We start from the raw sequence: 13,944 nt of genomic DNA, 5'->3' as shown, positions 1-13,944 counted from the left end.
AAAGAGGTTTGATGATGGGGGCAGGAGAACGGATACACACGGTTTTTTCTGATCCGTGCATATCCGTCCCCAAGCCGTGTGAATCCGTGTCCTATTGATCCGAATCGAACACGCACGTGGCTACATTTCTCGACATCATCGCGGCCGGGCCGCTATTGACAATCCAAGACGGGGGGCGGCCAGCAGCGCGGCGCTACGGGGTACCGCCGGGTGGAGCGATGGATCGGTTTGCGTTAGCTGTAGCTAACCGCTTAGCCGGTAACCAGCCTCACGCACCGGCGTTCGAGATCACTGCTGGTGGAACCCAGCTCCGTTGCAGCACAGCTATCACCATTGGTCTGGCCGGCGCCGATTTGCAAGCGCGGCTCAACGATACACCGCTTGTCCCGTGGTATAGCGCCGTCGCTCCGGCCGGCAGTACCATCACCTTTGGCGGACGACGTGGCGGCTGGGGCGGCCGTGCGTATCTGGCGGTAGCCGGCGAACTAGCCGTGGAGTGGGCGATCGGTGGTGCAGGCACCTGTTTGGCCGGTGGGTTTGGTGGTTATCAAGGGCGGGCTTTACGTGCCGGTGATCGGATTATCGTCCACGCTCGATCCGCGATGGCAGCCGACGGGATGCGTTGGTGGCCGTCGAACCGGCGTCCACCCTACGGCCCTCAACCACGCTTGCGAGTCATTCCTGGCCCTCATGCGGATCAATTGCCGATGGCTTGGATCGGGCTACTATCCGCTACATGGCAGATCGAACAAGCGGCCAGCCGGCAAGGCTATCGACTGGCCGGTGCCATCTTACCTTCGTTTACCCACTCGCTAGCTTCATTCGGAATCGTACCGGGAGCGATCCAGTTACCACCCGATGGCCGACCGATCCTGTTGATGGCCGATGCCCAAACGACCGGCGGTTATCCGGTGATTGCTGTCGTCATCGGCGCCGATCTCCCGCTAGCGGCCCAACTCTTGCCTAGTGACCGGCTGGTGTTCGCGGCTACCGATCTGGCTACAGCGTATGCAGCGCTGGCCGAGCAAGCGGCATGGCTCGCCGCCGGCCCGGAAGATGACGAGAGCGGTGAACTGTTGGCGCAAGCCGGTGCCATTGGATAAGATCATCAGGCCATTGTTGCAATCATCACATTACTCAACACTAATACCAGCATAATTCCAAGCGCCGCCGGTGCTGACCACCGCCCAAGTTTGGCAAAGGGATTACGCGATCCGAAAAAGATATGGCCGACTACCGCCGTCGCTAAGCCTAGTAACGGATGGAGAATAAAGGGGAACGTGAGAAAATAGGTGATACCGCTAAAGATACCGACTAACCAGTAGATTAAACCCAACGTGGCTTGGATGTCCACCAACACCGGAAAGATTCGCGCCACCGGGCTACGCGGTGTGTTGGGCCGATAGGTAAAGGCCAGGTAGATGGCAGCCACAACGATTAAGACCGACATGACTTCACGCCCAAAAATGGCGTGAATTTGACGAATAGTGGTAAAGATGGGATCCATACGTTACTCCGTCTAAGACAGAACGATGCACCTCAGTACTCTGTATGCCGGCAGTACGCTAAGCGTAGCGTTCGCGGGCTAAACCGAGCAATGCAGCCGTGCTATTGGCATATGCTGCCCACGCGACAAACGCCGAACATTTATCACTCTCATCGTACAAATTTTCACAATAAAAGTCAAATCGGCTCATTCAGGCGGATACGCAGGTAGAGCGCTTCCGTTTCAGCCAACGGCTCAATACCTAATTCCTCACGTAACGCTTGGACACAACGTGTATAGGCGCGCATCGCCTGCGAACGGCTGCCGGCGCGGGCATGGGCACGCATCAGCAATTGGTACGCCTCCTCGTAACAGCGATCACGACGCAACACCTGTTCGGCGATCTGGATCGCCTCGTTGTGATTTCCTTCGGCACTCAGTTGTTCGGCATATGCAACAGCCGTTGCCAGATAACGGGCCAACAAACGCTCACGCTCTTCGGTTGTCCATGGATCATACAGTGATTCGGCGAGATAATCACCGCGGTAGAGTTGGAGCGCAGCTTGGGCGCTGCGGCGCGCAAAATCGGGGTCGGTTGCCGTCAATGCACTACTGGCACGCAGTTCAAACTCGTCAACATCGATCCATACACCGAAGGAAGGGGCAAAGCTATACGCTAACCCTTGCCGACGGATAAAGAACGGGGGTACGCGCGGCGGACGGTGTGGCTCAAGCGCTGTGTTAAGCGTGTTCAAGGTTACCTTAAACTGACGTTCGGCCGCTTCGAGGTCGGCATCAGGCCACAGCCATGCGCAGATCTGCTCGCGTTGTACCCAATTACCACGCATCGTCAGCAGCAACTGGAAAAGCTGACGCGCCTTCTCGCGCTGCCACTCACGCGCTTGAATCTCTTGATTCCCCCGCCAAACCCGGAATGCCCCCAACATCTGCACCCGTAGCGTAAAACCGGGATGGTAATCATCGACCGTGTCATCGGTGGCAATCGAGGGAAAACCCTGCCGCAGCAGACGAATAGCGGTATCGCGGTGGGCCGGCATCGTGCGGGCGCGTAGGAGTAGCGGCACCAACGCCGCAATATCGCGCGGTCCAAACAGACTCGGTCCGATCAAGACATTCTCGTAGCCATACTCCGCCGCTTCGCGCATGACCTGATCGACCAACGGATCGACCGCAGTAGTCCGACCGGCGCGCAGGGCTGCTAATGCTCGCCAGAGATGCACAAGAAACAAACCAAAGGTATCATGACCGGCTTGAAATCGTTGTTCGGCCTGATCGAGCCATTCGTAACCGCGCGGATCATCGGCCACAAGGGTAACACTGCCAAGGGCGAGCAACATGAGAGCGGCGACCCACTCATCGCCGGCTGAAGCGGCCAGCAATAGACCTTCACGAGCGTTGGCCTCAGCACGGGCCAAATCGCCGGCATGACCGTGAAGCAGCGTCAGACCCAGATACCCCTCGGCACGAGTCCGCGGCACTGTCACCTGTTGCAACAGACGCAAACCACGGCTATAGTGTTGGAGCGCCGCTTGATCATCGCCACGAGTGATGAGTTGATAAGCATGACCAAGGCGCAACTCGGCCAAAGCCTCCGTAACTACATTGCTACTCTGTTGCGCTTCGATCAACATGCGATGGGCAAAGGCTAGTGCTTGTGGCCCCATGCCGAGCATTGCGTTAATCAGCGCCAGCAATAAAAGTGGTTCACGATGGCCCGTTGCTCGCGTAAACGACTGTTCGGACCAAAGCCGTTCTTCGAGCAACTGCCGTGCTTCACGCAGACGTCCGGCCCGCAACAACAAGCGAGGCCGGAGCACTTCAGCCTGCGGATCGTACTGCGTGGACAACCTGTGGGCTTTCGCCAACTGACGCGCCGTCTGCTCAAGTCGCAACCCGATATCGGCTCGTCCGCGATTGGCCCAATTCTCGGCCTGCATCAGCAACAACTCGATCCGTTCCGCACCACATTGACGTGGCAACAACTTCAAAGCCCGACGTAACAGATCGGTAGCCGGAGCCGGTTGAACTGTATCAAGGTAGATTGCAGCCTGCCCACGCAGACAACGCGACTGACCAAGTCGATCACCGCTCGCGGCAAAAGCCCGCTCGGCCCGGCGGTAGGTGGCCAAGGCAGCTTCAAGCCGATTGAGCTGGTGAAGTGCAGCGGCTTGAATCTCGATCAATTCTGGGGTTTCATCACCGGTCAACGCTAACCGTCGCATCCAATCGAGCACAGCTTCGGCGCGACGCTCGGCTAGCAGCGTGCGGGCCAGTGGGAGGAAGGTGGTTACTGCGGCAGGATCACCGGCAGCAATCTGATGGTACAACGCACTTTCGTGATCACCGTGCTGCTGAAAGTATACCGCAGCCTTGCGGTGCAGATGCACCCATTCCGGATCGGCAGCCGCTCGGCGAGACAGCCACGCCGCGATCAGTGGCTGAAACCGGACACCATGCTCACCAAATGGTTCGACAAAGAGGCGGCGGCGACGTAATTCGGCAATGAGTTCAGATGAATTGAAGGTTGGATCGATGGCTGCACACAGATCGGGGGTGATCCAGCGCAGACCTGCGCTGCGTTGTAGGCAACGTTGCAACGGTGTGGGCAGCCGTGCAAACACTTCTCGTTCCAGATAATCGTCAAGGGCTGGCTTACTCTTCTGTTCACGCAGCCCAAGCGCACTCCGCCAATCGGTCGCATCGAGTGCAATCCGTAAAGCGAGTGGCCATCCGGCGCTGAACGACATTAACTCATCGAAATCAACCGGTAACGTTTTGCCGGCCTGCTGCCAAAGCTGAGCAGCTTCATCGGATGTAAAAAGCAAATCAGCGGTTTCGATCAACAACGCTTCACCACGCAAACGAGCCGTCGCGATCAGGGGAGAATCGGGTTCGTGCCATCCGGCGAGGATGAGATGTAATCGTGGAGGCTGAGCCATGATAAACCGTTCAATAAGGGCACGCAGTTCTGGCTGCTCATCGATCAGATGCGCATCATCGATAATCAACAGCGTTTCATCATCAAGCTCACCGGTTAGTGCGTTAATCAAACCATCAATCGTTCGTGGTAGACGATTGGGATCGAGGGATGTCACCCGACTCAGGGCAGCAGCAAGGTGGGCGAGCAGGCGCGGCGGATCATCGTCGGCATCGGCACGACACCATGCAGCGGGCCAGCCACCATGGGTTGCGAGTGCGGCTAAGGCAACCGTCTTCCCACTACCGGGTGGTGCCACTACAATAGTCAAGGGAGCATCGACAGCTACCGCCAGCCGCTGCTCGACCCGCACCCGACGGATGCGGTGCAACGGTGGTGGGGGTGGCAATAGGCGAGGCCGCAACAGATGTTCGTTATACTCACCTGTAACCGCTTGTGATACCATGAGGATAGCAGGGATCAGTTTCGCGAGCAACGTACTACGTTGCAACAATTACTCAGCGTAATGTCAACGTGATTGTATTGTACATGGGGCCAGATACAATGCAGAACAACGAAGAACACGACCGCCAATCCACGAACACCCCACGGTCAGCTATACCCGATCTGACCGATCCGATGTTTCAATCGTTGCGGGTTTGGAACGAGTTACTCACTGCCAGCACTGATATGGCGTTCGATTTGGTGCTGAAGAATTGGGACTACAGCCGTAGTTTACGCCATTCGACTGAACAAGCCGTGGCCGACGCAATCCGTACACAGCAACGTCTGAGTCAAGAGATGTTGCAGGCATGGCAAGGATACGTCGGCGATATCCAATCGATTATTGAACGGATGCGCAAATCGTAGCCGAAAGAACGGTTACATATATACGCCACCGTTAACGTTGATCTGTTGGCCGGTTATGTAATCGCCGTCAGCAGCAAGAAAGACGATAGCCTTTGCAATCTCTTCGGGTAAACCGAAGCGACCCATTGGGATACGGGCCTTGATCTGTTCTTGAATCTGCTCAGGTACTTTGGACAACATATCGGTGATGGTAAAACCGGGCGCAAGTGCGTTGACGGTGATATTGTATTTGGCCAGCTCAAGCGCTGCCGTTTTGGTAAAGGCGATAATTCCACCTTTTGAAGCAGCGTAGTTGGCTTGGCCGAAGTTCCCGGCTTGCCCCACAAACGAGCTAATATTGATAATCCGTCCGTACTTCTGTTCGATCATGTACGGCATCACGGCAGTCGTACAGTAATAGACACTGTTGAGGTTATTCTGGATGACCGTACTCCAATCCTCATCGGTAAGCTTACGAAGCGTGCGATCACGGGTGATACCGGCATTATTCACCAGAATATCGACCCTTCCCCATCGCTCAATCACCTGCTGCACCATTGACCGTGCTTCATCAGCTTGACCGACATTCGCACGGATCGGTATCGCCTCACCGCCCTGTGCAATAATAGTATCTACCACTTCTTGCGCGGCGGCTGCACTACTATTGTAATTGACGGCTACCTTTGCGCCTTCGGCTGCCAACGCCAATGCAATAGCCCGCCCAATCCCACGCGAAGCACCGGTGACGATCGCCACCCGGTTGGTTAACTTACCCATTCCTGCCTCCACCACAACCAAATTTTATTTGTGTTCTTTGAGCGGGCAACCTCGTGCCCAGGATTGCCCGCTCGCTCCCCAACAATTGTAGCACACCTACATCCGCTCAAAAATCGCAGCGATACCTTGTCCGCCACCGATACACATCGTCACCAGCGCATAACGGCCACCGGTACGGTGCAGCTCGTGAATTGCCTTGACGGTCAGGATACAACCGGTAGCGCCAATCGGGTGACCAAGCGAAATACCGCTGCCATTCGGATTGGTGCGATCCATGGGCAGGCCCAGATCGCGGATCACGGCCAACGCTTGGGCAGCGAAGGCCTCGTTGACCTCGAAGAGATCGATATCGTCGATCCGCAGACCGGTGCGCTCAAGCAGACGACGCACCGCCGGCACCGGGCCAATCCCCATATACTTCGGCTCAACAGCAGCGTTGCTATAACCGACCAAGCGTGCCAAGGGTTTGTAGCCACGCCGCTCAGCCGTTGCCCGATCCATCAAGACAACGGCAGCCGCAGCATCGTTGATACTCGAGGCATTCCCGGCGGTAACCGTCCCATCCTTGAGAAAGACAGGGCGTAGCTTGGCCAGCTTCTCAATGGTGGTATCACGACGCACGCCCTCATCGACCATAAACTGGGTAGTTCCACCTTTGGTCTCGATCTCAACCGGCACGATTTGGCTAGCGAAGCGTCCTTCGTCAATAGCACGCGCCGCACGCATATGGCTTTCGTAGGCGAGTTGGTCTTGATCTTCGCGGCTAATCCCCCACTTTGCCGCGACATTCTCAGCCGTGACCCCCATATGGCAATCGTCAAACGGATCGGTCAGTGCACCGACCATCATATCGACAACTTTGGTATCGTTCATCCGAGCACCAAACCGCATTGCCGGCAAGCTATAGGGACCACGGCTCATACATTCGGCGCCACCGGCCACTGCCGCGTCAATATCACCTTGCAGAATATACTGAGCAGCAGAGACAATCGCCTGCAGGCCACTCCCACATAATCGGTTGAGGGTGAGTGCCGGCGTCTCAACCGGTAAACCGCCACGCACCGCTGCATAACGGGCCATGTACATATCGTGTGGCTCAGTATTGATCACATGACCAAATACCACGTGGCCGATTTTGTCCGGTTGAACACCGGCGCGAGCTACTGCCTCGCGCGTTACCAGTGCCGCAAGTTCGGTTGGGGGGGTGTCTTTGAGAGTGCCACCAAACGTGCCAATAGCCGTGCGCACGCCACTCAGTACGACGACTTCACGCTTTTCGCTCATCACAACCTCCTTACGACGGGTCGTCGGCGACTCCGCCGGTTGCTGCCTCTTTCACGGAACGATTATCATTATACCAGCTTCAACCACACTTATCGTAAAGAAACACCTTCATGTTCAATCAAGTTGGGATTCGGAAACGTAACCGAGCTGTAACTTCATGTGGTATATTTCACATACTTGAATGGAGCATCGGATCCCTCATCGGCACACCGCAGGAGGCTGGGCATGGCCCTACGCAGCGATGCGATTAGCAATGTAGCATTGAAAGATGGCCGACAAGTAACCATTCGGCCACTGGTAGAAAATGATCGAGCAGCATTAGCCGATTTTGGTTTGAGTTTACCAAAAGACGATCTGCTGTATCTTGAAGAAGACTTTACTAACCCGGAAATTATTGCTCGGCTCGTCAACGCCTCATATGCCGAGAATTGGCGACAGATTGTCGCAGTCGCTGATGACGGCTCGATTGTCGCCTACACGTCGGCGCGGCGTATACCGGGTTGGTCAAACCACGTGGCCGAGCTGCGGTTAATTGTGAAGCCGGGTTGGCGACGGAGCGGGCTTGGTACCTATATGGCCCAAGCTATTGTTGATACAGCTCGTGATCTTGGTGCTCAGAAGGTGACAGTAGCGATGCTCGCCGCGTTAAAAGCCGGTCAAGCCATCTTCTCGCGTCTCGGTTTTGCAGTCGAAGGCCAATTGGCCCGTCACGCGATCGACCGCAACGGTGAGTTGCACGATGTGGTGATTATGTCGGCCTTCTTACGAGTGTGATGATATATCAAGATGAGTTGCGACAGGGTCACTCCCCAATGATTTGATATACGCTATACCAAACCTTTTGCGAAAACTCCCTGAGGCTGTCAAAAGGCCGCTGCGAAGCGTCCGCAATAGACTACAGAGGATGATAAACCTTATTCAATATCGTGGCAGTGGGGTCTTCTGCCCGGTTTGCCAACGCGAATCGCGAGCGTTTGCGCCATACGGTCGTCCAAAGCGCAGAAGTGCAATGTGTGTCTATTGCGGTTCGTTAGAACGCCACCGGTTGTTGTGGTTGTATCTCATTCATCGGACGAATCTTTTCGATGGGCTGCATAAAAATGTGCTCCACGTCGCTCCTGAACCGTGCTTTGAACCGAACTTCCGGCGCCTCATCGGCACCGGCTATCTTACCGCCGATTTACTCGATCCGCGTGCTATGGTTAAGATGGATATTACAAATATTCAATATCCTGATGCATATTTCGATGTCATTTTATGCAGTCATGTACTTGAACATGTGCCTGATGATCGCAAAGCAATGCGCGAATTTTGGCGCACGCTTAAGCCAAACGGCTGGACTATCCTATTGGTACCGATTACGGCTGAAGTGACTTTTGAAGATCCGACTATCATTGACCCGCAGGAACGGCTGATTGCATTTGGTCAAGAAGATCATGTGCGTAGGTATGGTCGGGATTATATCGATCGGTTGCGTGAAGCAGGGTTTACTGTAACAGTTACGACTGTAACCGATATGGTTCCTGATCACGAGACAGCGTTGCAGATGGGATTGACAGCCGCGAGTGGCGAGATTTACTATTGCACACGCGGAGGATGAGATGCCAAGAGCGGGACGTCATCCCGTCTGATTGACAATCCTCAAGATCACCTGTTATACTTCGTACAATTGCAGAACGCTGCACTCATCCAGAGCGGTGGAGGGACCGGCCCGATGAAACCGCGCCAACCCGGCGGATCAACGCCTGACGGGTGGCAACTCCGGCAGCATAAGGCTGGCAGATGAGAGGAGAGCGGCGTCATCTTGCCGATAGCAAGAGTACGTCAACTGCACTCTCATCGCCCTGATGAGAGGTTTTTTATGCCCACAAACCAATCTCCTGGCCTCGGTACGGCCGCCGTCCACGCAGGCGAACCACGCCGGCGCGCGTTTGACGCGATTACACCCCCTGTCGTCCATAGCGCTACGTACACATTCCGTGACAGCGCCGAGCTGATAGCCTTTCAGTCGGGCGAACTGGAGCGCGAAGAGTATGGTCGGTACGGAAATCCAACCGTGCGCGCTGTTGAAGCCCGTCTCGCTGCGCTGGAGTCACCGCATGCCCCCGCCGAGGCACTTCTCTGCGCCTCCGGGATGAATGCGCTGACTACAGTGATGCTTGCGATGCTTCCCGCCGGTAGTCACGTGATCCTAACCGACGACGGCTACCGCCGTACCCGTCAATTTGTCAGCACCATGCTGGCCCGTCTCGGGGTGCGTCATAGCGTGGTCGCCGCTGCCGACCCGGCAGCTATTGCGGCGGCAATCGAACCGGGGCGCACGCGCTTGATTGTCACCGAAGCGCCGACGAATCCGTACCTGCGCGTGATCGATCTGACCGCAGTGGCGAAGATAGCGCGCGAGCACCGGATCAAAACGGTGATCGATGCTACATTTGCCACCCCCTACAACATGCGTCCGCTTGAATACGGGATCGATCTGGTGGTACACAGTTGTAGCAAATATTTAGCCGGACACAACGATCTTTTGGCCGGAGTCATTATTGGCCGTCCGCCGATCATCAAAGCACTCCGGGAAACGCAGGGAATCCTTGGTGGAATCTGTGATCCGCACGCGGCCTATCTGCTCGGTCGTGGCCTCAAGACCTTTGCCTTGCGGATGGAGCGCCACAATCAGAATGGGCAAGCCGTCGCCGAGTTTCTCGCCCACCACCCACGGGTGACGCGGGTACATTACCCCGGCCTGCCCGATCATCCCGATCACGCGATTGCCCGCGCCCAGATGCGCGGCTTTGGCGGCGTAGTGTCGTTCGAGGTTGCAGGTGATCTGACCGGCGCGATGGCCGTTGTCGACCGGCTCCGGCTACCGTATATTGCCCCTAGCTTCGGCGGTGTCGAAAGCCTGGTTGAACAACCGGCACTCATGAGTTACTATGAACTAAGCAGTGAAGAACGCTTGGCGGTTGGTATTCGCGACAACTTGATCCGACTCTCATGCGGGATTGAAGATGCTGATGATCTGATCGCCGATCTGCAACAGGCCCTTGCCGACGAATAGTTATGCACTCGACCCTGCAACGCCGACTCGCCGCCGGGCAAACGGTTGTTACCGGTGAGATTGCACCGCCAAAGGGGGCGGCACGCGCTCATCTAGAAACCCTGGCGCAAAACCTTCGCACCTACGTCGATGCGGTGAACCTGACCGATAATCAGCGCGGAATCGCTCGCATGTCATCGCTTGGCGGTAGCGTCATTTTGCACCAGCTCGGCATTGAGCCGATTATGCAAATGACGTGCCAGCACCGTAATCGGATCGCCCTCCAAGCCGATGCACTCAGTGCATCGGCGCTCGGTGTGCGCAATCTTTTGGCAATGACCGGCGACCATCCGCGCATTGGTGATCATCCCGAAGCCAAAAATGTGCTCGATCTTAACTCGTTCCAACTGATCCGGATGCTGCGCACCCTCCGCGATCAGGGCACGTTCCAATCGGGTACGCCATTGAAGGAGGCACCGCGTTTTTTTATCGGTAGTGTCGCAAACCCAAACGTCGAACGAGCAGCGCGGCTGGAAAAAAAGATCGAGGCTGGCGCTGAGTTTGTGCAGACCCAGTTGATCTTCGATGTCAACCGTTTCCGGCAATGGATGGCAGATGTGCGTGCTGCCGGTTTGCACCAACAGGCCTACATTCTGGCCGGTGTGATGATTTTGCGTCGGCCACAATCGGCGATCTATCTCCGCGATCATCTCCCCGGCACCCTCATGCCTGATGCGATTGTTGAGCGGATGCAGCGCGCCACCGATAGTGAAGCCGAAGGCATTGCGCTGGCTGCCGAGTTAGTCACCGAGCTGCTCAGTATCGAAGGTGTAGCCGGTGTGCATCTGATGTCGGTTGACTGGACACGCGCCATCCCGCGGGTCGTGGAGCGGGCCGGCTTGCTGCCACGCCCGCCGGTGCCAGAGGCATTGGTGGATGAGGCGTAGCGGATGGGTGATGGGATCGTGTATCATCCATCCCGCATCGTAAGGCTATCGGTCGTGCGGTCTCACTGATACGTGATCGAACTGTTTGTCTTAGAGGTACCAAAACGTTCATCACCGACAAAACGGTTTGAAGTGAGGGTATCATGCCAATTATTCTGAAATCTCCTGCACAGATTGAACTGTTACGTGCCGCCGGGCAACTGGTGCGGCAGACGTTCAACGTGCTGCGCGAACATATCCGTCCGGGCGTAACCACGGCTGAACTGGACGCGATTGCTGAAGAGTTTATCCGTTCACACGGTGCCGAACCTGTCTATAAAGGGTATGTACCGGCGGGTCGCCGCAACTACGTGCCTCCGTTCCCTGGTACCATCTGTGCTTCAATTAACGATGTGATCTGCCACGGTATTCCGAGCAAGCGCGACCGGCTACGGCAAGGTGATATTGTTGGAATCGACATCGGCTTGCGTCTCAACGGTTGGATCGGTGACGCTTGCGAGACCTTCGCCGTAGGCGAGGTTGATGAAGAGACACAGCGTCTCCTCGATGTTACCCGTCGTTGCCTTGAGCTGGGAATTGAGCAGGCGCGCGTCGGTAATCCGTTGCGGTTGATCGGCGCAGCTATTCAACGCTATGCAGAAGCCAACGGTTTTGCTGTGGTGCGCGAATATACCGGTCACGGCTTGGGTCGTGATCTGCACGAGGAGCCAACTATTTTGCACTACGACGACCCTCGCCAGACCCGTAAAATCGTGGCCGGGATGGTCTTTACCATTGAGCCGATGATTAATGTCGGTACGGCGGCAACCAAAGTCGACCGTGACGGTTGGACGGTACGGACGGCTGATGGCAAGCGGTCGGCCCAGTTTGAGCATACGCTTGCTATTACCGATGAGGGACCGATCATTTTAACCGCCTAACACGCCACAACATGCAATGGGAGGTACCGATGACGCTCGAAGAGGAATTGATCGCGGCATTGGCTAGCGGTGATCGCGAGCGGGCAAAAACGATTGCGACGGCTTTACACGCCCGTGGCATCGATGCGGTGGCCATTGAAGCAGCGTTGGCAACGCAGCCCCAGCTTGAAGAGCAACTGTGGGTTGTCTTGCAAGAGGTAATACCGATTGCACGACGGGCGCTCAAGCGACGTGCTATTCGCGCCGCTGAAGAGCGTGATTGGGGTGATTGGGATGAAGGCCGGCGTCGGTTTTAATGCACCCGATAAAGGACAATCGTCTGCGTACCACTCGTCTCACGCAGGACAATTTCAACTTGATCGGGCCGAATGATGCCGCGGGAGAGCGGATCGTAGTTGGGCGCACCTTCGATATAGTAATAGTAGATCGAGCCAGCATACCGAAAACCACGGATATTGCTGACCCGAATGGTAATCCCCGGTTTCACCTCAATCAGCGGATCGATAATTTCCCCACTCATTCGACCTCGAATCTCATCGACGAGGGGCGTCAAATCGGGGTTTGCCGACAATGGTGTACGCGACGGAGTTGCACTGAGCAACCAACCAACTGCACTCACCAACAAGCATAGCTCGATCCCGATCATGAGTGTAAACAGGCTGAATCGACGCAACCGGGACATTCCGGTCATCGTCATAGGGTGCTTTGTTCTAGCTGATACTATTGGCTTAATCATACCGGTTGCCTTCGATCGTGCCTGTTTAGTTGACCCCGTGACCTGACGCCGACGAGTAAGGGTAGCTTATAGTGTAACAAAAGACAATGACAAACACCATAGGTCTTCGGTCATATTTCGCTGAAAATGGTTAACATTATCTGACAACAATTCCCGACACCGAGGATTATGGTGTAGACACAGTTGCTCAACACCTCTCATCTAGCAATCGCAACTATCGCTTGTGTTCTTGTACAATAAAAGAGACGTACAATAACAGCCAACAGTTCCACAAGGAGCGTAAGCATGAAGTTTGGCTCGACAGCTCAGTGGCGCGAAATAATCGCCATCCTTGGTGGTACGCTCTGCGGGCTACTGATCGTGCGATTGGTGCTGAAGCTGTTAGCTGCGCGCCCTGATAGTCCGACCGTAGCGTGGCTCTACGGGCTAACAGAGCCGCTCGTAACACCATTGACCATCATCGACCGCTCGCAACCGCGCTTTGGAGCTGTGTTAGAGTTTAGTACTCTTACCACCTTGCTCCTCATCGTAAGTGTTACAGCGCTGCTCTGGGTTGGGCTAGGGCCAAGGAAATCAGGATGAGTGACCAGTTAATGACAATTGTGGGGTGGCTGCTCATTGCTATGCTGAGCGGCTTGATACTGGCAGGGATCGTGCTCTGGTTGATATGGCGGCGCTTGCGCAGCTTGCAGGTACCGCCAGATGCCGGTTTCTTCACAACAATGCACTACATCCCAATCGCACTACCGATTGTGCTCGACCTGCTCGATTTTGGTTTGGATATACTGGCAATGCCGGTCAGTTGGCTCATCCTTGACCGACTAGGGTTATGTGGGCTACGCAACAAAGCCGCGATTGAGGCACTCATCCCTCTCACTCAGCCTATCCCGGTCTTCACACTTGGTTGGCTGATTGCACGTCTCACGGGTGTTGGTAAGACGGTGATAACCGAACAATCAACCTGAAAAGG

At 55.7% G+C, this 13,944-nt stretch carries 15 protein-coding genes and 1 riboswitch; of the genes, 10 read left to right on the top strand and 5 right to left on the bottom strand.

Translation table 11 applies throughout. The features are described from left to right. The first annotated feature begins 116 nt into the window (after positions 1-116). Entirely contained in the window at positions 117-1,103 is a 987-nt protein-coding gene (locus tag ACP5OT_RS15755; protein ID WP_424676203.1) for a biotin-dependent carboxyltransferase family protein, read from the top strand. A gap of 5 nt (positions 1,104-1,108) precedes the next feature. Here ACP5OT_RS15755 and ACP5OT_RS15750 read toward each other — a convergent pair whose 3' ends face one another. Continuing rightward, entirely contained in the window at positions 1,109-1,507 is a 399-nt protein-coding gene (locus ACP5OT_RS15750; protein ID WP_428111858.1) for a hypothetical protein, read from the bottom strand. 176 nt (positions 1,508-1,683) lie between these two features. Next, the gene (locus tag ACP5OT_RS15745; RefSeq protein WP_428132658.1) at positions 1,684-4,920 is read right to left on the bottom strand and encodes a BTAD domain-containing putative transcriptional regulator; all 3,237 of its coding nucleotides are present in this window, start codon (positions 4,918-4,920) and stop codon (positions 1,684-1,686) included. A gap of 68 nt (positions 4,921-4,988) precedes the next feature. Here ACP5OT_RS15745 and ACP5OT_RS15740 point away from each other — a divergent pair, with 68 nt between their 5' ends. Beyond that, positions 4,989-5,294 carry a hypothetical protein gene (locus ACP5OT_RS15740; protein ID WP_424676200.1) on the top strand — a complete coding sequence of 102 codons (306 nt, stop codon included), beginning with the start codon at positions 4,989-4,991 and terminating at the stop codon, positions 5,292-5,294. 12 nt (positions 5,295-5,306) lie between these two features. Here ACP5OT_RS15740 and fabG read toward each other — a convergent pair whose 3' ends face one another. Both fabG and ACP5OT_RS15730 read right to left on the bottom strand, forming a co-directional pair. Next, the gene (fabG, locus tag ACP5OT_RS15735) at positions 5,307-6,050 is read right to left on the bottom strand and encodes a 3-oxoacyl-[acyl-carrier-protein] reductase (RefSeq protein WP_424676199.1); all 744 of its coding nucleotides are present in this window, start codon (positions 6,048-6,050) and stop codon (positions 5,307-5,309) included. Between the two features lie 96 nt (positions 6,051-6,146). Next, positions 6,147-7,334, bottom strand: a complete 1,188-nt coding sequence (locus tag ACP5OT_RS15730) for an acetyl-CoA C-acyltransferase family protein (protein WP_428132656.1) — start codon at positions 7,332-7,334, stop codon at positions 6,147-6,149. 225 nt (positions 7,335-7,559) lie between these two features. Here ACP5OT_RS15730 and ACP5OT_RS15725 point away from each other — a divergent pair, with 225 nt between their 5' ends. From ACP5OT_RS15725 to ACP5OT_RS15700, 6 genes are all read left to right on the top strand, one after another. Beyond that, on the top strand, positions 7,560-8,108 hold the full coding sequence (locus ACP5OT_RS15725; RefSeq protein ID WP_424676197.1) for a GNAT family N-acetyltransferase: 549 nt from the start codon (positions 7,560-7,562) through the stop codon (positions 8,106-8,108). A gap of 235 nt (positions 8,109-8,343) precedes the next feature. After that, a complete protein-coding gene (locus ACP5OT_RS15720; RefSeq protein WP_424676196.1) occupies positions 8,344-8,934 on the top strand; it encodes a class I SAM-dependent methyltransferase in 591 nt (196 codons plus the stop codon). 82 nt (positions 8,935-9,016) lie between these two features. Continuing rightward, positions 9,017-9,123: riboswitch (SAM riboswitch) on the top strand. A 72-nt stretch (positions 9,124-9,195) separates the two neighbouring features. Further along, the gene (locus tag ACP5OT_RS15715; protein ID WP_424676195.1) at positions 9,196-10,392 is read left to right on the top strand and encodes a trans-sulfuration enzyme family protein; all 1,197 of its coding nucleotides are present in this window, start codon (positions 9,196-9,198) and stop codon (positions 10,390-10,392) included. A 2-nt stretch (positions 10,393-10,394) separates the two neighbouring features. Continuing rightward, a complete protein-coding gene (locus ACP5OT_RS15710; RefSeq protein ID WP_424676194.1) occupies positions 10,395-11,318 on the top strand; it encodes a methylenetetrahydrofolate reductase in 924 nt (307 codons plus the stop codon). Positions 11,319-11,461: 143 nt separating this feature from the next. Beyond that, positions 11,462-12,238, top strand: coding sequence for a type I methionyl aminopeptidase (gene map, locus ACP5OT_RS15705; RefSeq protein WP_424676193.1), 777 nt, complete (start codon positions 11,462-11,464; stop codon positions 12,236-12,238). A 29-nt stretch (positions 12,239-12,267) separates the two neighbouring features. Beyond that, entirely contained in the window at positions 12,268-12,534 is a 267-nt protein-coding gene (locus ACP5OT_RS15700) for a hypothetical protein (RefSeq protein WP_424676192.1), read from the top strand. Here ACP5OT_RS15700 and ACP5OT_RS15695 read toward each other — a convergent pair. Continuing rightward, positions 12,531-12,920, bottom strand: coding sequence for a hypothetical protein (locus ACP5OT_RS15695; protein ID WP_428111846.1), 390 nt, complete (start codon positions 12,918-12,920; stop codon positions 12,531-12,533). The two genes, ACP5OT_RS15700 and ACP5OT_RS15695, sit on opposite strands and share 4 nt — an antisense overlap. A 339-nt stretch (positions 12,921-13,259) precedes the next feature. On the opposite strand from ACP5OT_RS15695, the gene ACP5OT_RS15690 reads away from it, so the two are divergent. Further along, positions 13,260-13,556, top strand: coding sequence for a YggT family protein (locus tag ACP5OT_RS15690; RefSeq protein WP_424676190.1), 297 nt, complete (start codon positions 13,260-13,262; stop codon positions 13,554-13,556). Then, the gene (locus tag ACP5OT_RS15685; RefSeq protein WP_428132652.1) at positions 13,553-13,939 is read left to right on the top strand and encodes a hypothetical protein; all 387 of its coding nucleotides are present in this window, start codon (positions 13,553-13,555) and stop codon (positions 13,937-13,939) included. The genes ACP5OT_RS15690 and ACP5OT_RS15685 overlap by 4 nt, the downstream gene beginning before the upstream one ends. Positions 13,940-13,944 lie beyond the last annotated feature (5 nt).

The sequence above is a fragment of the Chloroflexus sp. genome (assembly GCF_049970315.1).
In the GTDB taxonomy this organism is placed as follows: domain Bacteria; phylum Chloroflexota; class Chloroflexia; order Chloroflexales; family Chloroflexaceae; genus Chloroflexus.
Note: the sequence above shows the minus strand (reverse complement) of the source record. Positions and strands in the feature narration are given on the sequence as shown.

Bases quoted from the DNA above. Each gene is read 5' to 3' on its own strand.
- ACP5OT_RS15750 (WP_428111858.1), bottom strand. From the start codon at position 1,507: ATGGATCCCATCTTTACCACTATTCGTCAAATTCACGCCATTTTTGGG.
- ACP5OT_RS15740 (WP_424676200.1), top strand. From the start codon at position 4,989: ATGCAGAACAACGAAGAACACGACCGCCAATCCACGAACACCCCACGG.
- fabG (WP_424676199.1), bottom strand. From the start codon at position 6,050: ATGGGTAAGTTAACCAACCGGGTGGCGATCGTCACCGGTGCTTCGCGT.
- ACP5OT_RS15730 (WP_428132656.1), bottom strand. From the start codon at position 7,334: ATGAGCGAAAAGCGTGAAGTCGTCGTACTGAGTGGCGTGCGCACGGCT.
- ACP5OT_RS15725 (WP_424676197.1), top strand. From the start codon at position 7,560: ATGGCCCTACGCAGCGATGCGATTAGCAATGTAGCATTGAAAGATGGC.
- ACP5OT_RS15720 (WP_424676196.1), top strand. From the start codon at position 8,344: ATGTGTGTCTATTGCGGTTCGTTAGAACGCCACCGGTTGTTGTGGTTG.
- ACP5OT_RS15715 (WP_424676195.1), top strand. From the start codon at position 9,196: ATGCCCACAAACCAATCTCCTGGCCTCGGTACGGCCGCCGTCCACGCA.
- ACP5OT_RS15710 (WP_424676194.1), top strand. From the start codon at position 10,395: ATGCACTCGACCCTGCAACGCCGACTCGCCGCCGGGCAAACGGTTGTT.
- map (WP_424676193.1), top strand. From the start codon at position 11,462: ATGCCAATTATTCTGAAATCTCCTGCACAGATTGAACTGTTACGTGCC.
- ACP5OT_RS15700 (WP_424676192.1), top strand. From the start codon at position 12,268: ATGACGCTCGAAGAGGAATTGATCGCGGCATTGGCTAGCGGTGATCGC.
- ACP5OT_RS15695 (WP_428111846.1), bottom strand. From the start codon at position 12,920: ATGTCCCGGTTGCGTCGATTCAGCCTGTTTACACTCATGATCGGGATC.
- ACP5OT_RS15690 (WP_424676190.1), top strand. From the start codon at position 13,260: ATGAAGTTTGGCTCGACAGCTCAGTGGCGCGAAATAATCGCCATCCTT.
- ACP5OT_RS15685 (WP_428132652.1), top strand. From the start codon at position 13,553: ATGAGTGACCAGTTAATGACAATTGTGGGGTGGCTGCTCATTGCTATG.